Below are 21505 nucleotides of genomic sequence, written 5' to 3'. Positions count from 1 at the left end.
GAGCAGTTGACTTTTAATCAATTGGTCGCAGGTTCGAATCCTGCACGACCCACCAGTGTAAAAAGGCGCCCTAAAGGCGCCTTTTTGCTATCCAGCGTTTACGGGTAAGTTAAGGTGCAGGCGAGCGGTAGTCCGGATAAGGCGTTTACGCCGCCATCCGGCAATCTGCCGCTGGCCGCCGGATGGCGCTTCGCTTATCCAGCCTACAGCGAAATTTCCCGAAGAGTGACCCAAAATTCACCACGACTTTTCCACCGCAATCGGCTATCTTGTTTAGCATATAAAACATATTTCCGTGGTAATGGTGAATCCACATCTTAAACCACGTATTTCGTTAAGCCAGTAAAACGAGAAGCATGATGAGCGTGATGTTCGATCCTGAAGCAGCGATTTACCCGTTTCCGCCAAAACCAACGGCGTTGAGCAGCGATGAAAAACAATTTTATCGTGAAAAAATTAAGCACTTGCTCAAAGCGCGCAACGCGGTGATGGTGGCGCACTACTATACCGATCCAGAGATCCAGCAACTGGCGGAAGAAACCGGCGGCTGCATTTCCGATTCGCTGGAGATGGCGCGCTTTGGTGCAAAGCATGCTGCTTCCACGCTGCTGGTTGCTGGCGTGCGGTTTATGGGAGAGACGGCCAAAATCCTCAGCCCGGAAAAAACCATCCTGATGCCAACGCTCAACGCAGAGTGTTCGCTGGATCTTGGCTGCCCGATTGAAGAGTTCAACGCCTTCTGTGATGCACATCCGGATCGCACCGTGGTGGTCTATGCCAATACCTCCGCTGCGGTAAAAGCGCGCGCTGACTGGGTCGTTACTTCAAGTATTGCTGTTGAACTCATTGAACACCTCGATAGCCTGGGCGAGAAAATTATCTGGGCTCCGGACCGTCACCTTGGCCGCTACGTGCAAAAACAGACCGGTGCCGACGTGTTGTGCTGGCAGGGGGCCTGTATTGTTCACGATGAGTTTAAAACCCAGGCGCTGAGCCGTATGAAAGCGCTGTATCCGCAGGCTGCGGTACTGGTTCACCCGGAATCGCCGCAGGCGATTGTCGACATGGCCGACGCCGTTGGGTCGACCAGCCAACTGATCAACGCAGCCAAAACGCTGCCGAACCAGCAGCTTATCGTGGCGACCGACCGCGGTATCTTCTACAAAATGCAGCAGGCGGTACCGGATAAAGCGCTGTTTGAAGCACCGACAGCCGGGGAAGGCGCGACCTGCCGCACCTGCGCGCACTGCCCATGGATGGCGATGAACGGCCTGAAAGCTATTGCGGAGAGCCTTGAAAACGGCGGTGTGGCGCATGAAATTCACGTCGATGAGTCTCTCCGCCAGGGGGCGCTGATTCCGTTGAACCGCATGCTTGATTTTGCGGCTACACTACGAGGGTAAACTGTCTAACACGCTGGAGTTGAAATGGATTTTTTTAGCACGCAGAACATCCTGGTCCATATCCCACTGGGGGCAGGGGGTTACGACCTGTCGTGGATTGAAGCCGTAGGTACCGTCGCTGGCCTGCTGTGTATCTGGCTGGCAAGCCTCGAGAAGATCGTGAACTATCTGTTTGGTCTTATCAACGTCACGCTGTTTGCGATTATCTTTTTCCAGATCCAGCTGTACGCCAGCCTGCTGCTGCAGCTTTTCTTCTTTGCCGCCAACCTCTACGGCTGGTATGCCTGGTCGCGGCAAACCAGTCAGCATGAAGCCGAGCTGCAGATTCGCTGGCTGCCGCTGCCTAAAGCGCTCGGCTGGCTGGCGGCGTGCGTGATTGCTATTGCATTGATGACGCTCTATATCGATCCCGTCTTTGCCGTATTGACGCAGGTGGCCGTTAACGTGATGCAGGGGCTGGGTATGAACGTGGTGATGCCCACGCTGCAGCCGGATGCGTTTCCGTTCTGGGATTCGTGCATGATGGTGCTCTCAATTGCCGCGATGGTGCTGATGACCCGCAAATATGTTGAGAACTGGTTGCTTTGGGTGGTGATCAACGTTATCAGCGTGGCTATTTTCGCGCTCCAGGGTGTGTATGCGATGGCGCTGGAGTATCTGCTGCTGACCTTCATTGCCCTTAACGGCAGTCGGATGTGGATGAATAGCGCGCGTGAGCGTGGCTCTCGCGCGCTATCTCATTAATGGTGGTGATGATGCCCGTGTGCGGATTGCGCCTCGTTAAGGTGGCATTCCGGGCCGCTGCAGGGCTGATACTCCATCTGTACCGTCGCATGATCGACCTGATAGTGCTCCTCAAGGAAGTGATGAATTCTGTCGAGCAACGCATCGTGGTCGTGCGGCGGTACGACCTGAACGTGCAGGGTCATGAGCGGTTTTTCACCGACTAGCCAGACGTGGACGTGGTGAACGTCGCGTACCTCTGGCAGCGAACGGCGCATGTTGCGCTTGAGGGCGGCGACGTCAATTGACTGCGGTGCGCCTTCCAGCAGCTCATTCATGCTCTCTTTCAACAGCGTCCACGCGCTGCGTAGCACCAGGCAGGAAACCAGGACGGACAGGATCGGATCGATAGGCGTCCAGCCGGTGGTCATGATCACCAGGGCAGCAATAATCGCGCCGACCGATCCCAGCAGGTCGCCCATGACGTGCAGCGCTGCGGCACGTACGTTGAGGTTTTTCTCTTCACTGCCGCGATGCAGGATCCAGAACGCCAGCACATTTGCCAGCAGCCCGGCGACGGCAATGACCATCATGGTTACGCCGGCAACCGGCTGCGGATGCGTGAAGCGCTGCACCGCTTCCCAGACGATCAGAATAATAATAAACAGCAGCGCGATGGCGTTAACGAAGGCGGCGAGAGTGGTCAGACGCAGCCAGCCAAAAGTGTGGCGCATGCTTGGCGGCCGGCTGGCAAAGTGAACGGCCAGCAGTGCAAACAGCAGGGCGGCCGAGTCGGTGAGCATGTGCCCGGCATCGGCTAACAGGGCCAGTGACCCCGAAATCATCCCACCGATAGCTTCTACGATCATAAATCCGGCGGTGACGCCGAAGGCCAGCAGTAAACGCCGGGCGTTGCCCCGATCCTGCGTGGCGTGAGAATGTGAATCATGCCGGTGCGCCATGACGCTTTTCCTTCCGTATTGTGAATGTGACTCTCTGACATCATTGCAGATCTTTGCTTTTTACGCACAAAAATACGTGCGTTGACGCGATGGGGGAAAATAGTGCAACGGGGCGGAAGTGATACTGAATTATATTGTTTTTATGGTGTTTATGAGTTTATATATCTGATATTGATTATTTATTAAGTTATTTCGCTATTAAATTCTAAATAACGTGGTTTTTTTAGCTATTATCCGGTTAAAGTGTAAAATCCAGTTTACACTTTTTGACTGAGGATATAGATTGAAGGGATTGCACTCAATTATATAAGTATGGCAACACTGGAACAGTCATGAATTATCAGAACGACGATTTACGTATTAAAGAGATCAACGAGTTACTTCCGCCAGTCGCACTCCTTGAAAAATTCCCCGCTACCGAAAACGCCGCGAACACCGTGTCTCATGCGCGTAAAGCGATCCATCAGATCCTGAAAGGGGAAGACGATCGTCTGCTGGTTGTTGTGGGTCCGTGCTCCATTCACGATACCGTCGCGGCAAAAGAGTACGCCCAGCGTCTGCTGAAACTTCGTGAAGAGCTTAACGGTGAGCTGGAAATCGTCATGCGCGTGTATTTTGAAAAACCGCGCACTACCGTGGGCTGGAAAGGGCTGATTAACGATCCGCATATGGACAACAGCTTCCAGATTAACGATGGCCTGCGCATTGCCCGTAAGCTGCTGCTGGACATCAACGATACCGGCCTGCCGGCGGCGGGCGAGTTCCTGGACATGATCACCCCGCAGTACCTGGCCGACCTGATGAGCTGGGGCGCTATCGGCGCACGCACCACGGAATCTCAGGTACACCGTGAACTGGCCTCTGGCCTGTCTTGCCCGGTCGGTTTTAAAAACGGCACCGATGGCACCATTAAAGTCGCCATCGATGCGATTAACGCAGCGGGCGCGGCCCACTGTTTCCTGTCAGTCACCAAATGGGGCCACTCCGCTATCGTTAACACCAGCGGCAATGGCGATTGCCATATCATTCTGCGCGGCGGTAAAGCGCCGAACTACAGTGCTTCCCACGTGGCGGCGGTGAAAGATGGGCTCGAGAAAGCGGGCCTGCCGGCGCAAATAATGATCGACTTCAGCCATGCCAACTCCTGCAAGCAGTTCAAAAAGCAGATGGAAGTGGGCGCGGACGTCTGCCAGCAGATTGCCAGCGGCGAGAAAGCAATTATGGGCGTGATGATTGAAAGTCATCTGGTGGAAGGCAACCAAAACCCGGATAGCGGCGAGCCGCTGGTGTACGGGAAAAGCATCACCGATGCCTGCATTAACTGGGAAGATACCGACACCCTTCTGCGTCAGCTGGCGAATGCGGTAAAAGCGCGTCGCGGGTAAAAACGCATCCGGGCGATTCTCGCTCGGTAGGCCGGATAAGGCAACGTCGCCCTCCGGCAATAAAAAAGCGTGGAGCATTCCACGCTTTTTTCGTTTAAACAGCCCGGTCGAAAATTACTTCGCTTTACCCTGGTTTGCTACCGCAGCGGCTTTCGCGGCGATTTCATCCGCATTGCCCAGATAGTAGTGTTTGATAGGCTTGAAGTTTTCGTCGAACTCGTACACCAGCGGAACGCCGGTCGGGATGTTCAGCTCAAGAATTTCATCTTCGCCCATGTTGTCGAGGTATTTGACCAGCGCACGCAGGGAGTTACCGTGCGCAGCGATGATTACGCGCTCGCCGCTTTTCAGGCGCGGCAGAATGGTTTCGTTCCAGTAAGGCACCACGCGCTCAATGGTCAGCGCCAGGCTCTCGGTGGTCGGCAGCTCTTTATCGGTCAGCTTAGCGTAACGCGGGTCGTGGCCCGGATAGCGCTCGTCGTCTTTCGTCAGCTCTGGCGGGGTGACCGCGAAACCGCGGCGCCACTGCTTAACCTGCTCGTCACCGTATTTTTCTGCGGTTTCGGCTTTGTTCAGACCCTGCAGCGCGCCGTAGTGGCGCTCGTTCAGTTTCCAGGATTTCTCAACCGGCAGCCAGGCCTGATCCAGTTCATCCAGAACGTTCCACAGCGTGTGGATGGCACGTTTCAGCACAGAGGTATAAGCAAAGTCGAAGCTGAAGCCTTCAGCCTTCAGCAGTTTGCCTGCTGCTTTTGCTTCGCTAACGCCTTTCTCAGACAGATCAACGTCGTACCAACCGGTGAAACGGTTTTCGTTGTTCCACTGACTTTCACCGTGACGAACCAGTACCAGCTTAGTTACAGCCATACTCTCACTCCTCAAGCTTTATTGAATGATAACAATTCTCATTATATTGCCGCGATCGCCTCGCCAGCAACGCTTATGCATAACCATAGCGAAAATAGTGCCCCAGTGTAAGATGCATGTGAACTCAGCGTTATTATTTTGTCTGTTCGTGACGTTATTTTCAGCGATATGCTTAAAAGATCGGCGAGATGCCGCAGGGGAGAGAATAGCCCGGCGTCGCTTCGCTCGGCCGGGCGGGTAACATCGGTCACTACAGGGCAATAAACTGATATTCGGTCAGGCTAACGTACTCGTTGCCCGGCCGTAAAACGCAGTCCGGCTGCGGCCATTCCGGATGGTTAGGGCTGTCCGGCAGAAATTCGCTTTCCAGCGCCAGCCCCTGCCATGCGGCATAAGGTTGCGCGGTGCGGGAAAGGGTACCGTCGAGGAAGTTGCCCGAGTAGAACTGGATTGCGGGCGCCGAGGTGTAGACCGCCATCTGCAGCTTTTTGTCTTGCGACCAGACGTTGGCAACCACTTGGCTGGCGTCGCCGTTGGCCTGTAGCAGGAAGGCGTGATCGTAACCATTCACCTTTTTCTGATCGTCATCGCGCAAGAAGTCCTGTGCGACGGTCTTCGGCTCACGGAAGTCGAAGCCGGTGCCTGCTACCGCTTTCAGCCCTTCGTGCGGGATCCCGCTGGCGTCCACCGGCAGATAGTCATCTGCCAGCAGCTGCAGGGTGTGGTTGCGCACGTCGGTCTGCGCGCCGTCAAGGTTAAAGTAAACGTGGTTAGTCAGGTTCACCGGGCAGGCCTTATCAACCTTAGCGCGGTATTCAATAGAGATGCGGTTGTCTTCGGTCAGGCGGTAGATTGCGGTAGCCTGCAATTCGCCGGGGAAACCCTGGTCGCCGTCTGGCGAGGTCAGGGTAAAGACCGCTTCCGTCGCGTTCTGGGTGGTCACTAACCAGCGTCGCTTATCAAAGCCTTCCGGTCCGCCGTGCAGCTGGTGCTCTCCCTGGCTTGGCGCGACGTCTACCGTCTGTCCATCGAGCGTGAAGCGGCTGTTGGCGATGCGGTTGGCGTAGCGGCCAATAGACGCGCCGAGAAACGCCGCCTGCTGTGGGTACTGCGCTGGCGAAGCGCAGCCCAGCAACGCTTCACGCACGCTGCCGTCGCTAAGCGGAATACGCGCCGACAGCAGCGTGGCGCCCCAATCCATCAGGGTCACGACAACGCCGTTGGCATTGCGTAAGGTGATCAGACGGTACGGTTGGCCGTCAGCGGCCAGCTCGGGAGTTTCAGTTAGCACTGGCCAGCTCCTTGCGACGGTTTGCAAACATAGAAGGTTTCCTTGATGCCCGTTTTCGCTTCGTACTGTTCCGCTACCGCTTGTTTCACCGCCGGAACCAGCGTTTCTGGAATCAGCGCAACGATGCAGCCGCCGAAGCCGCCACCGGTCATACGCACGCCGCCCTGCTCGCCGACGGTCGCTTTGACGATATCCACCAGGGTATCAATCTGCGGTACGGTGATTTCAAAGTCATCGCGCATTGAGGCGTGTGATTCGGCCATAAGTTGGCCCATACGCAGCAGGTCGCCTTTCTCCAGCGCGGCCGCCGCTTCCACGGTGCGGGCATTTTCGGTCAGGACATGGCGTACGCGTTTGGCCACCACCGGGTCCAGCTCGTGGGCCACAGCATTAAATTCGTCGACGGTGACGTCACGCAGAGCCGCGCGCTGGAAGAAACGCGCGCCGGTTTCGCACTGTTCGCGACGGGTGTTGTATTCACTGCCAACCAGAGTGCGCTTGAAGTTGCTGTTGATAATCACGACGGCGACGCCTTCAGGCATCGAGACCGCTTTTGTGCCCAGCGTCCGGCAGTCGATCAGCAGCGCGTGGTCTTTTTTGCCCAGCGCCGAAATCAGCTGATCCATAATGCCGCAGTTACAGCCCACAAACTGGTTTTCGGCTTCCTGGCCGTTGAGCGCAATCTGAGCGCCGTCGAGCGGCAGATGGTAAAGCTGCTGGAAAACGGTACCGACCGCCACTTCCAGCGAGGCGGAGGAGCTTAAACCCGCCCCCTGCGGCACGTTGCCGCTGATGACCAGATCCGCCCCGCCAAAGGCGTTATCACGTTTTTGCAGATGCTTGACGACGCCACGAACGTAGTTGGACCACTGCTGAGTTTCGTGGCTGACGATCGGCGCATCGAGGGAAAAGGTATCGCTTTCGTTGTCGTAGTCGGCGGCGATCACGCGCACCGTACGGTCTTCACGCGGTGAGCAGCTGATAACGGTTTGATAATCAATGGCGCACGGCAGTACAAAGCCGTCGTTGTAGTCGGTGTGTTCACCAATCAGGTTAACGCGGCCCGGAGCCTGGATGACGTGGGTGGCAGGGTAGCCGAATTTTTCAGCAAACAGGGCTTGTGTTCTTTCTTTCAGACTCATTGTTATTCTCCGGACTCGCGAAAGTGGATGTCGCTGACCGCGCGCAGACGCTCGGCCGCTTGTTCTGCCGTCAGGTCGCGCTGGGTCTCTGCCAGCATTTCATACCCGACCATAAATTTGCGCACGGTGGCCGAGCGCAGCAGCGGCGGATAGAAGTGCGCATGCAGCTGCCAGTGAGCGTTATCTTCTCCGTTGAACGGCGCGCCGTGCCAGCCCATCGAATAGGGGAAGGAGCACTGGAAGAGGTTATCGTAGCGGCTGGTCAGTTTTTTCAACGCCAGCGCCAGGTCTTCGCGCTGGGCGTCGGTTAAGTCGGTAATGCGCAGTACGTGCGTTTTTGGCAGCAGCAGCGTTTCGAACGGCCAGGCCGCCCAGTAGGGAACAACCGCCAGCCAGTGTTCGGTTTCAACCACCGTGCGGCTGCCATCGGCCAGCTCGCGGTTAACGTAATCCACCAGCATCGGCGACCGCTGTTCAGCGTAATAGTCGCGCATCAGGCGATCTTCACGCTCAATTTCGTTGGGCAGAAAACTGTTTGCCCAGACCTGGCCATGTGGATGCGGGTTAGAACAGCCCATCGCCGCGCCTTTATTTTCAAACACCTGAACCCACGGATAGCGCTGACCCAATTCTGCAGTCTGCTCCTGCCAGGTTTTAACCACCGACTGCAGGGCGCTGAGGCTCAGCTCCGGCAGCGTTTTGCTGTGGTCAGGGGAGAAGCAAATCACCCGGCTGGTACCGCGTGCGCTCTGGCAGCGCATTAACGGATCGTTGCTTTCCGGTGCATCCGGTGTATCGACCATCAGCGCGGCAAAATCGTTAGTGAAGACGTAGGTGCTGGTGTAGTCCGGGTTCTTATCGCCCGTCACCCGGGTATTTCCCGGGCACAAAAAGCAGTCCGGATCGTGTGCGGGCAGCGTCTGTTTTGACGGTGTCTCTTGCGCCCCCTGCCAGGGGCGCTTTGCACGATGCGGTGACACGAGGATCCACTGGCCGGTTAACGGATTAAAGCGGCGATGCGGATGGTCGACGGGGTTAAATTGCGTCATTTCACAATCCTTAATCGGGATATCCCTGAGGATGGCGGGACTGCCAGTGCCAGGTGTCCTGCGCCATTTCATCAAGGTTACGGGTGACACGCCAGTTCAGCTCCTGGTCGGCTTTGCTTGCATCGGCCCAGTAGGCCGGGAGGTCGCCGTCACGACGGGGAGCGAAGTGGTAGTTAATGGGTTTGCCGCAGGCTTTGCTGAACGCGTTAACCACGTCAAGCACGCTGCTGCCGACGCCTGCACCAAGGTTGTAGATATGCACGCCGGCTTTGTTGGCCAGCTTTTCCATCGCCGCAACGTGGCCGTCGGCGAGGTCCATGACGTGGATGTAATCGCGCACGCCGGTGCCGTCAGGCGTCGGGTAGTCGTTACCGAAAATGGCCAGCGATTCACGACGGCCTACCGCCACCTGCGCAATGTACGGCATCAGGTTGTTCGGAATGCCCTGCGGATCTTCGCCCATATCGCCAGACTGATGCGCACCCACCGGGTTGAAGTAGCGCAGCAGCGCAATGCTCCAGTCCGGCTGCGCTTTTTGCAGGTCGGTCAGGATCTGTTCAACCATCAGCTTACTTTTGCCGTATGGGCTTTGCGGTGTACCGGTCGGGAAGCTTTCAACATAAGGGATTTTCGGCTGGTCGCCGTAGACGGTCGCGGAGGAGCTGAAAATGAAGTTTTTAACGTTCGCGGCGCGCATTGCGCTGATTAAACGCAGGGTGCCGTTAACGTTGTTGTCGTAGTACTCCAGCGGCTTTTGCACTGATTCACCGACGGCCTTCAGGCCCGCGAAGTGGATCACCGCATCAATGGCGCGATCGCGGAGGATCTCGGTCATCAGCGCTTCGTCACGGATATCGCCTTCGACGAACGATGGGGCTTTGCCGCCCAGGCGGGTAATGACGGGCAAAACGCTACGTTTGCTGTTGCACAGGTTGTCGAGAATCACCACTTCATGACCCTGCTGCAGCAGCTGTACGCACGTGTGGCTTCCAATGTAACCGCTACCACCTGTAACCAATACTTTCATTTTTAGCTCCGTTAAGCTTATGGCATGGAATAACCTTAGCATAACAGAACGGCTAAAAGTGTGACATGGGCTAAATTAGTGGTATCGTTTACACAGCAATACGTTAAACAGGGAATCGAATAAAAATGATTTTAAATCAAAAGGGTAACTTGTTCATGTGAAAAAAATCTGAAAAAGGACCTTATTTGAGAACGGATTATTCTCTGCAGAGCGGTGTTTGTCCGGGCTACGCGTAGCACGCCGTAACCCGGACAAACGCGATTACAGCGGGCCGACCTCGTAGCGATAGCCGTCACCGTCGGCGACAAACGCCAACCGGTGGGTAATACACTCCGGCGCGTCTTCCGCATGATGCGAGACAAACAGCAGTTGGGTTTTTCCCTCACTTATCAACACGTCGATAAAACGGCGCACCACCTGACGATTGAGCGGGTCCAGCCCCTGCAACGGCTCGTCAAGAATGAGCAGCGTAGGATGCTTAACCAACGTGCGAACAATCAGCGCCAGCCGCTGCTGGCCCCAGGAGAGGCTGTGGAACGGCGCGTCGGCGGTACGCGCGTTCATGCCGAGTATCGCCAGCCATTCGTCCACCTGTTTACGCTGCTTATCAGAAACGGCCTGATAAATGCCAATGGAATCAAAATAGCCGGAAAGGATCACGTTGCGTACCGTCGTGCTGACGCGGTAGTCAAGGTGCAGGCTACTGCTGACATAGCCGATATGCTTTTTGATATCCCAGATGGTTTCGCCGCTGCCGCGGCGACGGCCGAACAGCGTAAGATCGTTGCTGTAGCCCTGCGGATGATCGCCGGTGACAAGGCTTAGCAGCGTCGATTTGCCGGCGCCATTAGGCCCGACAATCTGCCAGTGCTCGCCGGGTGATACCGTCCAGCTCAGGTGGTTAATGATCGGTCGATCGTTATACGACACCACGCCGTCGCGCAGCACGATACGTGGCTGGTCGTCGGGTAAGGAAAGGCGGGCCGAGGGGGCGTCCGGTTCGGGCAGCGTCATCCCGGCGAGCTTCTCGCTGTGGGCCAGCTGGGCAACCAGCGTTTGTTCAAGCAGCGTTTTTTTCTCGCCCATGTCGCTCAGCGTACAGTCGGCGAGCACGCCAGCAAAGGGCACGAAGTCCGGAATATCATCAAAGCGGTTGAGCACCAGCACCAGGGTATAGCCTGACTGGTAAAGCGTGGCCAGATGATCGGCCAACTGACGGCGTGAGGCAACGTCGAGACCATCAAACGGTTCATCAAGGATCAGCAGGTCGGGCTGTGCCATCAGCGCCTGGCAGAGCAGGGTTTTGCGAGTTTCGCCGGTAGAGAGGTATTTAAAGCGTCTGTCCAGCAGGTGGTCAATGCCGAATTGGGCGGCCAGCTGCGCGCATCGCGCAGCGTCCTTGACCTCATCCTGAATAATTTGTGCGGCGGTGCGTCCGGTGTCGTCTTCGTCGGCGCTGAGCATGTCGGTGTTGTTACGCTGCCATTCGTCGCTGACCAGTTTTTGTAGCTGCTCGAAGGAGAGGCGGGTGATGCGACTGAAGCCGCACGTCCGGCTGCCGGACAGCAACGGCAGCTCCCCCGCCAGCGCGCGGGCCAGCGCTGATTTTCCGCTCCCGTTGCTGCCGACGAAAGCCCAGCTTTCGCCAGCGCGCAGCGTCAGCTGGTCAATATGGAGCGTTTTGGTGTCGCTAAGACGAAACGTGCCTTGCGAAATTTGCAATGATGACATTATGTATCCCGTTTTTTGCAGCGTTATGCATCAGGGATACGTCTTCCTCAGCGCAAAGTCAATGCCATCAGCACAACGTAGCAAGAATGATGCGATCGGCATTGAAGTATGCTGTGACATCGCTCCCTTCTTCCAGCGTTTCGGCATCCTGAAGCGGCAGCGTGGCGCACAGGGTTTGCCCGTCGGGCAGCGCCATCAGAACTTCGCACTGCTCTGCGCCGCGCTGAATGTGGCTAATACGGCAGGCGAGCTGGTTGTCAGCGGCAGCGGCGAGTGCGGGATCGCGAGTGACGTTGACCCACGGCGCTTTCAGCAGCACCAGCACTTCCTGACCTTCATCGAGCCCCAGGCGCTCGCCGCTTTGTGCGGTAATCGCCACCTTGAGACGGGTTGTGCCATCAGCCAGTAAAATATCGACATGCTGTTGTACCTGCTGGTGGTCACGGCGGGTGACCGTACCAAACCACTGATTGCGAGCGCTGGTTTGCAGCGAGAAGCGAGAGATAGCCGCCAGCAGGCTGTCGAGCGGCAGCGCATCGTCGTCACTCAGCACATCAAAGGCTTTTTGTTGAATTTGCGCCAGCAGATCGTAGAGCTGAATCAGACGCTGACCGTAGCGGGTGAGCACCGCGCCGCCGCCGCCTTTGCCGCCGGTTGCGCGGTCGACCAGCGACTGCTCGCTGAGCTGATTCATTTCGTTAATGGCATCCCATGCGCTCTTGTAGCTGATGCCGGCGTTTTTGGCCCCCTGGCTGATTGAGCCGGTCTGTGCTATTTGTTTGAGGAGCGAGATGCGGCGCGGATCGGCAAACAGGCGCTGCTGGAGCTTAAGGGTCAGAAGGATTTCAGCCTGCATAACAGTGTCCTGGAGTCAAAAAGGGTATTCTGACCCAAATGTTAGCCTGCGCAAAGCTCACCGCACAAAAGGGCGTGTTTTTCTGCGTTATCCGGTTACAATAGCGGCATCACATTGTATGGAGTAAACCATGTTAGAGCTGTTGAAAAGTCTGGTATTTGCCGTAATCATGGTACCCGTAGTGATGGCTATCATCCTGGGGTTAATTTACGGTCTGGGTGAAGTGTTCAACATCTTCTCCGGTGTTGGTCATAAAGACAGAAGCCAGCAAAACCACTGATTCCTCAAAAACGCCCGGTTCCGCCGGGCGTTTTGCTATCAAGTTCCCCACCTTTGTGCCGATAATCAGTCCTGTACGCTGCGATCGTTGATGTATCTGTAATGCATTAATGTCAGAAAACCCCTATACTCTTCGCTGTATTTTACTTTATATAACGACATTTACAGGAGTTTCAAATGGCAGGTTCATGGTTACGCTTGTTTGCAGGGGCGACATTATCGCTTTCTGTTGTGGGTCACGCGCTGGCGGATGACGCGAAGATTACCGTTTTCGCCGCGGCGTCGTTGACGAATGCGATGCAGGATATTGCGAAGGCCTATAAGAAAGAGAAAAACGTAGACGTGGTCTCCTCTTTTGCGTCTTCCTCAACGCTGGCTCGCCAGATTGAAGCCGGCGCGCCGGCAGACCTGTTTATCTCCGCTGACCAGAAGTGGATGGACTATGCGGTGGATAAAAAAGCGATTGATACTGCGACACGTGAAACGCTGCTGGGCAACAGCCTGGTCGTTGTTGCGCCGAAGGCCAGCGAGCAGAGCGATATTACTGTCGATGCAAAAACCAACTGGACCAGCCTGCTGAAAGGCGGCCGTCTAGCGGTAGGCGATCCGGATCACGTACCGGCAGGCATCTACGCGAAAGAAGCGCTGCAGAAGCTGGGCGCATGGGAAACGCTGTCGTCGAAACTGGCCCCGGCAGAAGACGTGCGTGGCGCGCTGGCGCTGGTGGAACGCAACGAAGCACCGTTGGGTATTGTGTACGGTTCTGACGCGGTCGCCAGCAAAGGTGTTAAAGTTGTCGGCACGTTCCCGGAAGACTCTCATCAGAAAGTGGAATACCCGATTGCCATTATCGATGGCCATAAAAATGCCACCGTCTCGGCGTTCTATGATTATCTGAAAGGCCCGCAGGCGTCTGAGATTTTTAAACATTACGGATTTACGACTCGCTAATGATATTGACCGATCCCGAATGGCAGGCGGTAATGCTGAGCCTGAAAGTATCTTCCCTGGCTGTGGTATTTAGCCTGCCGTTTGGGGTTTTTTTTGCCTGGCTGTTGGTACGGCGCAACTTCCCCGGAAAAGCCCTGCTCGACGGGCTTCTTCACCTCCCGCTGGTGCTCCCGCCGGTGGTTGTGGGGTATCTTTTGCTGGTAGCGATGGGCCGCCGAGGCTTTATCGGTAGCTGGTTGTATGACTGGTTTGGCCTGACCTTCGCTTTTAGCTGGCGCGGCGCGGTGATTGCGGCGGCGGTGATGTCGTTCCCGCTGATGGTCAGGGCGATCCGTCTGGCGCTGGAAAACGTCGACGTTAAGCTTGAACAGGCGGCTCGCACCTTAGGGGCGGGGCGCTGGCGGGTATTTGGTACCATTACACTGCCGTTGATGCTGCCGGGGATTATTGTCGGTACCGTACTGGCGTTTGCCCGCTCGCTCGGCGAGTTTGGTGCCACGATCACCTTTGTGTCGAATATTCCCGGCGAAACACGCACCATTCCTTCGGCCATGTATACCCTGATTCAGACCCCCGGCGGCGAAAGCGCTGCGGCGCGTCTGTGTCTGATTTCTATCGTACTGGCGCTGGTTTCCCTGATGATTTCCGAATGGCTGGCAGGCATTAGCCGCCGCAGGATGGGGGCGTAAATCATGCTGGAGCTGAATTTTAGCCAGACGCTGGGCACGCACTGTCTGGAGATCAATGAATCGCTGCCGGCTTCCGGCATTACCGCCGTTTTCGGCGTCTCGGGCGCGGGAAAAACCTCCCTGATTAACGCCATCAGCGGGCTGACGACGCCGCAGCAAGGGCGCATTGTGCTCAACGACCGCGTGCTGAATGATGCTGAACAGGGAATTTGCCTGGCGCCGGAGAAACGACGCATCGGCTATGTGTTCCAGGATGCGCGCCTGTTCCCGCATTACAAGGTATGCGGCAATCTGCGCTATGGGATGGCAAAAAGCATGGCTGAGCAGTTCGATAAGCTGGTCTCGTTGCTCGGTATTGAGCCGTTGCTCGACCGGCTGCCGGGCAGCCTGTCCGGCGGCGAAAAACAGCGCGTGGCGATTGGCCGTGCGCTGCTGACCGCGCCGGAGCTGCTGTTGCTCGATGAGCCGCTGGCCTCGCTGGATATCCCGCGCAAGCGCGAGCTGCTGCCGTATCTTCAGCGTCTGGCGCGAGAGATCAATATACCGATGCTCTACGTCAGCCACTCGCTGGATGAAATTTTGCACCTGGCCGATAAGGTGCTGGTGCTGGAAGGCGGCAAGGTGAAGGCGTTTGGCAATCTGGAAGAGGTGTGGGGCAGCAGCGTAATGCATCCGTGGCTGCCGCAGGATCAGCAGAGCAGCATTCTGCGCGTGACGGTGCTGGAACACCATCCGCACTACGCGATGACGGCGCTGGCGCTGGGCGATCAGCACATCTGGGTGAATAAACTCGACAAGCCGCTGCAGAACGCCGTTCGCGTGCGTATTCAGGCAACCGATGTGTCGCTGGTGCTACAGCCTTCGCCGCACACCAGTATTCGCAACGTACTGCATGCGAAAGTCCAGCAGTGCTATGACGACAACGGTCAGGTCGAAGTGCAGCTGGACGTCAGCGGCCGCACGCTGTGGGCGCGCATTAGCCCGTGGGCCCGCGATGACCTGGCGGTGAAGCCAGGCCAGTGGCTCTATGCGCAGGTGAAGAGCGTATCGATTACCGCCTGATTACAGCAGGTGGGTATTGATATAGTCGGCGATAGCATCAGTGGTGTTGTCACCGATCACCACGTTAGCGCGCGCCTTCACCGCGTCATCCGCGTTGCCCATCGCTACGCCGGTGCCGGCCGCTTCAAGCATACTGATGTCGTTAAAGTTATCGCCGAAGGCCACCACGTCGCGCATCGACCAGCCCTGTGCGGTGATGAACTGCGTCAGACGGTTACCTTTGCTGTTACCCTGGCGCGCAATATCGACCTGATCGTGCCACGACCACTCGCATTCCAGCTGTAGCGTCTGTTCAACGTGCTTGGCAAAGTTTTGCAGTTTTTCGCCATCTTCATCGGTCAGGGCAAACTTCCAGACGTTTTTTACCTCGCGTGCCGCCTGTGCCAGCGAGTCGACCTGGGTAAACGACGGGCGCTGCGCCTCCGGCAAGCTCTGCGCCCAGTTGCTGGTTCGCACCACATGGCCGGTTGGGTACTGGTACATCATGGTATCGTCGACGTACATCAGGCCATGCACCTTGTTTTCATCAAGCAAAGCGATCAGCTGCTGGGCTTTATCAACCGGCATAGGATCGGCATCCAGTACTTTTTTCGCTTGATAATCATACAAGTAAGTGCCATTACAACAAATTGCAGGTGTATCCAGCGCCAGTGCCTGATAAAAAGGATGAATGGCAACGTGATGACGACCGGTGACGATCATTAAATGATAGCCTGCCGCTTTGGCGCGATTCAGCGCCTCCAGCGAAGAGGGCAGTAAGGTTTTCTTTGGTGTCAGGAGCGTTCCGTCCAGATCCAGGGCAATCACACGTGCAGTCATAATGTTGTCTCGCGTTAAAGAGAAAATTTGCTGTGCAGGATGGTACACCGAGATACCTGCGCGGCAAAATGGTGTGATAAATAGCCGCAAATTATGTGTTTTCAGAAAGGAGTGTTCATGAAACAGACCGTTTATACCGCCAGCCCCGAGAGCCAGCAGATCCACGTCTGGACGTTGAACCATGACGGCAGCCTGAAGCTGGTCCAGGTGGTGGATGTTCCGGGGCAGGTGCAGCCGATGGTCATCAGCCCTGATAAACGCTATTTGTACGTCGGCGTGCGCCCGGAGTTCCGCGTGCTGGCCTACCGTATTGCACCGGACGACGGTGCGTTGACCTATGCTGCCGAAGCGCCGCTGCCGGGTAGCCCGACTCACATTTCCACCGATCGTAAAGGCAACTTTATCTTCAGCGCCTCTTACAACCAGGCCAATGTGGCGGTGATTCGCCTGCAAGACGGTCTTCCGCGCGATACCGTGACGGTGGTGGAAGGGCTGGAAGGCTGCCACTCGGCGAATATCTCACCGGATAACCGTACCCTGTGGGTACCGGCGCTGAAGCAGGATCGTATCTGCCTGTTTACCCTCAGCGACGACGGCTTCCTGGCGGAGCAAACGCCGGCGGAGGTGACCACCGTAGAGGGCGCGGGCCCGCGTCACATGGTGTTCCATCCGAACGAGCAGTATGGCTATTGCGTCAACGAGCTGAACAGCACCGTTGATGTGTGGGAGCTGAAAGATCCGTACGGCAAAATCGAATGCGTTCAGACGCTGGATATGATGCCGCATGATTTCACCGGTACGCGCTGGGCGGCGGATATCCACATCACTCCGGATGGCCGTCACCTGTACGCCTGCGACCGTACCTCTAGCCTGATCACCGTCTTTAGCGTCTCTGAAGATGGCAGCGTACTGTCGCTGGAAGGCTTCCAGCCGACCGAAACCCAGCCGCGTGGCTTCAATATCGATCACAGCGGTAAATACCTGATTGCCGCTGGGCAGAAATCGCATCACATTGCGGTGTATGAAATTGCCGGTGAGCAAGGGTTGCTACAGGAAAAAGGGCGCTATGCCGTAGGGCAGGGCCCGATGTGGGTGGTGGTGTACGCGCACTAATCGTGGCGGTTAAACCACCTGCTTGCGCAGGTGGTTTACGTCATCAGAAGTCCAGATTCAACGCATCATATTTATCCCGCTGTGCCTGCATTTCACTCTCTTTGTTGAGAATGCTGCGTTCATACATCTTAAAAAATGGGTAATACATCAATAATCCCGCCAGAATCACCAGTACCGCGACGATCGGCGCACGCCAGTCCATCGTGATAAAGTACTGGGCAATAGGTGTTGGTATTCCGCCAACCTGGGCCACCGGCCCGCCAACAAAGCCCATGTCGAAAACTAAGTACGTCAGTGACGCCAGGATCGGTGTCCCGAGCACGAACGGAAAGAAAAAGTAAGGGTTAAAGGCGATTGGAAAACCGTAGACCACCGGTTCAGAAATACCAAACAGAGAGGGGACGATGGCTGCTTTCCCCGCCGCCTTCAGCTGCGGTGCTCTGCTCAATAAGCCAAGAAGGGCGATGGCACCGGTAATCCCTGAGCCCGTACAGGCGGCAAATGCGCCCCACCAGCCTTCGGTAAATACGTGTTCCGTCGGCAGGCCCTGCGCAAAGTTTGCTGCATTCAGCGACAGGTATTGCGTCATAAATGGCAGCGTAAAACCGATGAGAATCGCGTAACCGTTGAGGCCGAAAAACCAGAAAATCATCTCCAGCAGAATGATGATGAAGACCCCCCAGACGGAATCGATGCCACTGACGGCCGGCGCCAGCGCAGTCGTGAACAGTTCGGGCACAATCTGCTGGTTGAACAGGCTCTGGCTGGTAATGGTCATTGCGCAGGCTGCTATAACGACAAAAAGCAAAGGGAATATCGATTCGAAGGTTTTGGCAATCATATCTGGCAATCCGCCGATGCGGATGGTGATTTTCTTGCGATAGGCCCAACTAATAAATTCCACGGTTGCCAGTGAGGCAATAATGGCAACGAACAGGCCGCGAGAGTCTAAAAACGCAATATTAATATTACCCTCAACAATCTTGCTGTTCAGAATCATCGTTACCATCACCGAACTGATAATGGGGTAAAGGGGGGCAACGTTGATTTTTTGCGTGTGGTGGTAGCTAATGGTAATGGCACAATAAACCGAAAGCAGACCGAAGGTATAGGTAAAAGGCAGTTGAAATAAAGCCCCGTATTGCGCAAAAAAATGGCTGATAGCCGTATCGGGGGAAAACAAACTGCCTAACCCCGTAATGATTAAGCTGATGGAACCTACCATCAGAATCGCCATTAAGCTAATCATTCCATTTTTTATCGATGAGATAAAACGATTCTGCTCAATCCGGGTTGCAATATAGACCATGTGTTGCTCAAATTTCTTGAGAAACGGCTGTGAGGCTGTCATTTTACACCTTCCTTGGCAGGCCGATTAAGATGATATAAATAGAGTGCTTGTTTCAATATTAATGCGCCATCAGCAAGCCCGTAGGCCTGGCTGTCGATAACTTCAATGGGTTTAGCATATTGCCCGGCGATGGCCGCAAGCTCGGGAAATTTATGCTTCATCTGCGGGCCGACCATCACCAAATCGTAATCAGCGATATAGGTATTTAGATCGCCAGCGCTGCGGGCATCGATACGAATATTCTGGCCTTTCAGTACTTCACTGTTATCGACAACCTCGCGCATTTTACTCACCATCACGCTAGTCGATGCTCCGAGGTTACAGACGAGAAGAATGGATAAATTCTGATAGTTCATATTGGGGCCTCGATTATTTATTTTTATACAGTTCGATAAATTCGCGATAAATATTCTGCGCCAGCAGGACGTTCATTAAATGATCCTGGGCATGAACAAAAAGCAGAGAAAATGCGATCGGTTGGCCGCTGATTTCCCCTTGTAACGATTCACTTTGAATATGATGGGCCCGCTGAAGGTTAACTTCCGATTCGTGAAAATAAGCCTCAGCCTGCGTGATATCGCCGCTTTTGGCGGCCTGTAACGCGGCATTGAGCTGCGAAAAGCTTTCTCCGGCGCAGGCTATAATGCTGAACCACCGTTGTTCGTCGGTCATAGAATACTCTCCACGTTAAACACGGCATCATCCAGCAGCAGTAGCGTATTGGCGTGCTGTTTTAAGCTGGTGGCCGGGAAGTTTTCGTTCGGGGGCGTAAACAGCAGGCGCTGCACAATATTGCGTTTATGCGCGCCGCTAGCGGCAATGATAATGTGTTCACTGGCAAGAATATTACCAATGCCAAGCGTAATGCCCTGATGCAGGCGGGTGGCTGTCGGGAAATATTTCTGTGCAACGCGAATGGTTGTTTCGCTAAGGTTGGAGATGTGCGCCAGCGAGTTGAATGCGCTGCCGGGCTCATTGAGACCAAGATGGCCATTCTGACCTATCCCGAGTAGCGTCAGGCGCAGCGGCCGTTCGGCCAGCAGCTGGTTTATGCGGTGGCACTCGTGTTCCAACGCCTCTCCGGTATGCGTAGCGTCGAACTGCTGGAGTTGGCCGGGGCGCAGCGCTAAATGTTGATACAGGTCGTGATGCATTGCGTACTGGCAGCTGCCTTCATCCTGCTGACCGAGCCCGACCCACTCATCAAGCCCAACGAGCGTTGCGCGCAGCGGGAAGCGGCGACGTTGATATTCTGCGGCAACGTACTGATAGGCTCGCTGAGGCGTATCGCCCGAAGCCAGGCATACGGTGCCTTCTTGCTGAAGAGCATCAATGATGGCGTCGCCGAGCACGCGGGAAAACTGCTGTTGAGCACATATCGCCAGTTCCATTAGCGCCACTCCCCGGTGTAGGCCTGATATTCGGCGAGTAGCTCATTGAGAATCTGCGTGGCGATGGTGTAGTCATTAATCAGCGGATGTACCATGAGCGCCCGAATTGCGCTCTTTTTACAACGCTGCTCAATCGCGTGAATCGTCAGGTTTTCAAAGCGTTTGATCGTACTGATGATGTGGCTCTGATAGGCCGGCAGATCGTCGACGCGTCGCGGTATTATTTTGCCGTCATGCATATCGCAGGTTATCTCAATGACATCATCGGGATGCAACTGGCGGATGCTGTCGTTGTTTTTCACCAGAATCGTCATTGGCCACGCAGGTTTATTCTGTAATCCCCTGATAATATTCAGCGCGATTCCCGAGTAGCCGCCGGTATCTGGAGCGGCAATAAACTCCGGGAGGCTGAGTGCTTTATAGTGGTTATCCCGGCGGCCGTCGCTTTCAATCGCAAAGTAAGAGTTTTCTCGCTCCAGCAGATGGTGCGCAAAAATAGCAAATTGCTGCTCTATACTGGCTGATTGATTCGCGCGCAGCTCGTCCAGCATCCGCTGATTAATGTTTTGAATCGTCTCACCACGCGCGCAACCGTGGCGAGCTATCGAGGTAATAATGGCCTGATGGTTGAAATAAAAGTAGAGATACTCATTGGGGAGCTCTTGTTGTAAAACGTCGATGGTTGCTTCGTCGAACAGCTTCATCTCCGTCTCTTTGAACAACTGCTGATGGGCCAGGAGCTGCGCGCTGACGTCTTTACCGTCGACGGTGAAATCGCGGTAGAACGAGAGATGATTCAGACCATAGCAGGTTGCTGAGAAACGCATAATGTCGACGTCCAGCAGTTTTGCTATTTCACGCATGAAGCTCGCAGGGCCATCACAAATGCCATAAACATTGTCGTAACCGGCATTAATCAACGCCTGGGTAACCAGCCCTGATGGGTTGGTGAAATTGAAGAACAGTACCCCTTTGGCGGAAACCTGGCGGGCCAGTTCGAGATACTCTTTTAAGACAGGAATGGATCGCAGGGCCATCGCAAATCCGCCAATGCCGGTGGTTTCCTGGCCCAGAATATTGTATTTCTGAGCCAGTTTTTCATCAAAAACGCGCCCGGCATCCCCTTCAACGCGTAGCGTGGTGATAACATAATTTGCGTCGGTCAGTGCAGTCCGTGGGCTGGTGGTCAGGGAAATCGTTAAATCAGGATTTATTTTCTTTGCAATAGCCCGGGCTAGCCCGCCATAAATAGTCAGTTTCTCTTCGTTAATATCCATAAAGCATATTTCAGTCAGTGTGAGCTGCTTTGACTGTAATGCTAACGTCTTGGCAAGATATGGCGCGCGAACGCCGCCACCGCCTAATACGGTTAATTTCATTCAGGTCACTCCTTTATAATACGGTTAAATTAATT

At 55.3% G+C, this 21505-nt stretch carries 22 protein-coding genes; 8 read left to right on the top strand and 14 right to left on the bottom strand.

Annotated features, from left to right (window positions below):
• Positions 1-359 precede the first annotated feature (359 nt).
• Positions 360-1403, top strand: coding sequence for a quinolinate synthase NadA (gene nadA, locus V6942_RS06235; RefSeq protein ID WP_333500954.1), 1044 nt, complete (start codon positions 360-362; stop codon positions 1401-1403).
• Positions 1404-1427: 24 nt separating this feature from the next.
• Positions 1428-2147 (top strand): nicotinamide riboside transporter PnuC, encoded by a 720-nt coding sequence (gene pnuC / locus V6942_RS06230; protein ID WP_106924630.1) that lies wholly within the window; start codon positions 1428-1430, stop codon positions 2145-2147.
• Here the strand turns inward: pnuC and zitB are convergent.
• On the bottom strand, positions 2144-3088 hold the full coding sequence (gene zitB, locus V6942_RS06225) for a CDF family zinc transporter ZitB (protein ID WP_106924629.1): 945 nt from the start codon (positions 3086-3088) through the stop codon (positions 2144-2146). The genes pnuC and zitB overlap by 4 nt on opposite strands.
• A 332-nt stretch (positions 3089-3420) precedes the next feature.
• Here zitB and aroG point away from each other — a divergent pair, with 332 nt between their 5' ends.
• Positions 3421-4473: a 3-deoxy-7-phosphoheptulonate synthase AroG gene (gene aroG, locus V6942_RS06220; RefSeq protein WP_106924628.1), complete on the top strand. Its 1053-nt coding sequence runs from the start codon at positions 3421-3423 to the stop codon at positions 4471-4473.
• A gap of 114 nt (positions 4474-4587) precedes the next feature.
• On the opposite strand, the gene gpmA is transcribed toward aroG, so the two are convergent.
• From gpmA to modE, 7 genes are all read right to left on the bottom strand, one after another.
• Positions 4588-5340: a 2,3-diphosphoglycerate-dependent phosphoglycerate mutase gene (gene gpmA / locus V6942_RS06215; RefSeq protein WP_035892201.1), complete on the bottom strand. Its 753-nt coding sequence runs from the start codon at positions 5338-5340 to the stop codon at positions 4588-4590.
• Positions 5341-5590: 250 nt separating this feature from the next.
• A complete protein-coding gene (gene galM, locus V6942_RS06210; RefSeq protein WP_106924625.1) occupies positions 5591-6631 on the bottom strand; it encodes a galactose-1-epimerase in 1041 nt (346 codons plus the stop codon).
• Positions 6625-7773 (bottom strand): galactokinase, encoded by a 1149-nt coding sequence (gene galK, locus V6942_RS06205; protein ID WP_106924624.1) that lies wholly within the window; start codon positions 7771-7773, stop codon positions 6625-6627. The genes galM and galK overlap by 7 nt, the downstream gene beginning before the upstream one ends.
• A 2-nt stretch (positions 7774-7775) precedes the next feature.
• Positions 7776-8822 (bottom strand): galactose-1-phosphate uridylyltransferase, encoded by a 1047-nt coding sequence (galT, locus tag V6942_RS06200; RefSeq protein WP_106924623.1) that lies wholly within the window; start codon positions 8820-8822, stop codon positions 7776-7778.
• A 10-nt stretch (positions 8823-8832) separates the two neighbouring features.
• Positions 8833-9849: a UDP-glucose 4-epimerase GalE gene (gene galE / locus V6942_RS06195; RefSeq protein WP_106924622.1), complete on the bottom strand. Its 1017-nt coding sequence runs from the start codon at positions 9847-9849 to the stop codon at positions 8833-8835.
• A gap of 261 nt (positions 9850-10110) precedes the next feature.
• Complete coding sequence (gene modF / locus V6942_RS06190) at positions 10111-11580, bottom strand: molybdate ABC transporter ATP-binding protein ModF (protein ID WP_333500952.1); 1470 nt, start codon at positions 11578-11580, stop codon at positions 10111-10113.
• Positions 11581-11647: 67 nt separating this feature from the next.
• Positions 11648-12436: a molybdenum-dependent transcriptional regulator gene (modE, locus tag V6942_RS06185; protein ID WP_106924620.1), complete on the bottom strand. Its 789-nt coding sequence runs from the start codon at positions 12434-12436 to the stop codon at positions 11648-11650.
• Between the two features lie 130 nt (positions 12437-12566).
• On the opposite strand from modE, the gene V6942_RS06180 reads away from it, so the two are divergent.
• The 4 genes from V6942_RS06180 to modC all read left to right on the top strand — a co-directional run bounded on the left by V6942_RS06180 (position 12567) and on the right by modC (position 15417).
• Positions 12567-12716: an AcrZ family multidrug efflux pump-associated protein gene (locus V6942_RS06180; protein ID WP_072129149.1), complete on the top strand. Its 150-nt coding sequence runs from the start codon at positions 12567-12569 to the stop codon at positions 12714-12716.
• Between the two features lie 176 nt (positions 12717-12892).
• Positions 12893-13666 carry a molybdate ABC transporter substrate-binding protein gene (gene modA, locus V6942_RS06175; protein ID WP_106924619.1) on the top strand — a complete coding sequence of 258 codons (774 nt, stop codon included), beginning with the start codon at positions 12893-12895 and terminating at the stop codon, positions 13664-13666.
• Entirely contained in the window at positions 13666-14355 is a 690-nt protein-coding gene (modB, locus tag V6942_RS06170) for a molybdate ABC transporter permease subunit (RefSeq protein ID WP_333500951.1), read from the top strand. The genes modA and modB overlap by 1 nt, the downstream gene beginning before the upstream one ends.
• A 3-nt stretch (positions 14356-14358) precedes the next feature.
• Complete coding sequence (gene modC, locus V6942_RS06165; RefSeq protein ID WP_333500950.1) at positions 14359-15417, top strand: molybdenum ABC transporter ATP-binding protein ModC; 1059 nt, start codon at positions 14359-14361, stop codon at positions 15415-15417.
• Here modC and V6942_RS06160 read toward each other — a convergent pair whose 3' ends face one another.
• Positions 15418-16236, bottom strand: a complete 819-nt coding sequence (locus V6942_RS06160; RefSeq protein ID WP_333500949.1) for a pyridoxal phosphatase — start codon at positions 16234-16236, stop codon at positions 15418-15420.
• 117 nt (positions 16237-16353) lie between these two features.
• Here V6942_RS06160 and pgl point away from each other — a divergent pair, with 117 nt between their 5' ends.
• Entirely contained in the window at positions 16354-17349 is a 996-nt protein-coding gene (gene pgl / locus V6942_RS06155) for a 6-phosphogluconolactonase (RefSeq protein WP_106924608.1), read from the top strand.
• Positions 17350-17392: 43 nt separating this feature from the next.
• Here pgl and V6942_RS06150 read toward each other — a convergent pair whose 3' ends face one another.
• The 5 genes from V6942_RS06150 to V6942_RS06130 are packed head-to-tail and all read right to left on the bottom strand — an operon-like array spanning position 17393 to position 21470.
• A complete protein-coding gene (locus V6942_RS06150) occupies positions 17393-18700 on the bottom strand; it encodes a PTS sugar transporter subunit IIC (protein ID WP_333500948.1) in 1308 nt (435 codons plus the stop codon).
• Positions 18697-19056 carry a PTS sugar transporter subunit IIB gene (locus tag V6942_RS06145; protein WP_106924606.1) on the bottom strand — a complete coding sequence of 120 codons (360 nt, stop codon included), beginning with the start codon at positions 19054-19056 and terminating at the stop codon, positions 18697-18699. The genes V6942_RS06150 and V6942_RS06145 overlap by 4 nt, the downstream gene beginning before the upstream one ends.
• Before the next feature lie 13 nt (positions 19057-19069).
• Entirely contained in the window at positions 19070-19372 is a 303-nt protein-coding gene (locus tag V6942_RS06140) for a PTS lactose/cellobiose transporter subunit IIA (RefSeq protein ID WP_106924605.1), read from the bottom strand.
• Positions 19369-20091 carry a 6-phosphogluconolactonase gene (locus V6942_RS06135; RefSeq protein ID WP_333500947.1) on the bottom strand — a complete coding sequence of 241 codons (723 nt, stop codon included), beginning with the start codon at positions 20089-20091 and terminating at the stop codon, positions 19369-19371. Before V6942_RS06135 ends, V6942_RS06140 begins: the two co-directional genes overlap by 4 nt.
• On the bottom strand, positions 20091-21470 hold the full coding sequence (locus tag V6942_RS06130; protein WP_333500946.1) for a glycoside hydrolase: 1380 nt from the start codon (positions 21468-21470) through the stop codon (positions 20091-20093). The genes V6942_RS06135 and V6942_RS06130 overlap by 1 nt, the downstream gene beginning before the upstream one ends.
• Positions 21471-21505: the final 35 nt, after the last annotated feature.

It is taken from the genome of Kluyvera genomosp. 2, assembly GCF_036759865.1.
GTDB classification, from domain to species: domain Bacteria; phylum Pseudomonadota; class Gammaproteobacteria; order Enterobacterales; family Enterobacteriaceae; genus Kluyvera; species Kluyvera ascorbata_B.
This window is presented reverse-complemented; position numbering and strand designations above follow the sequence as displayed.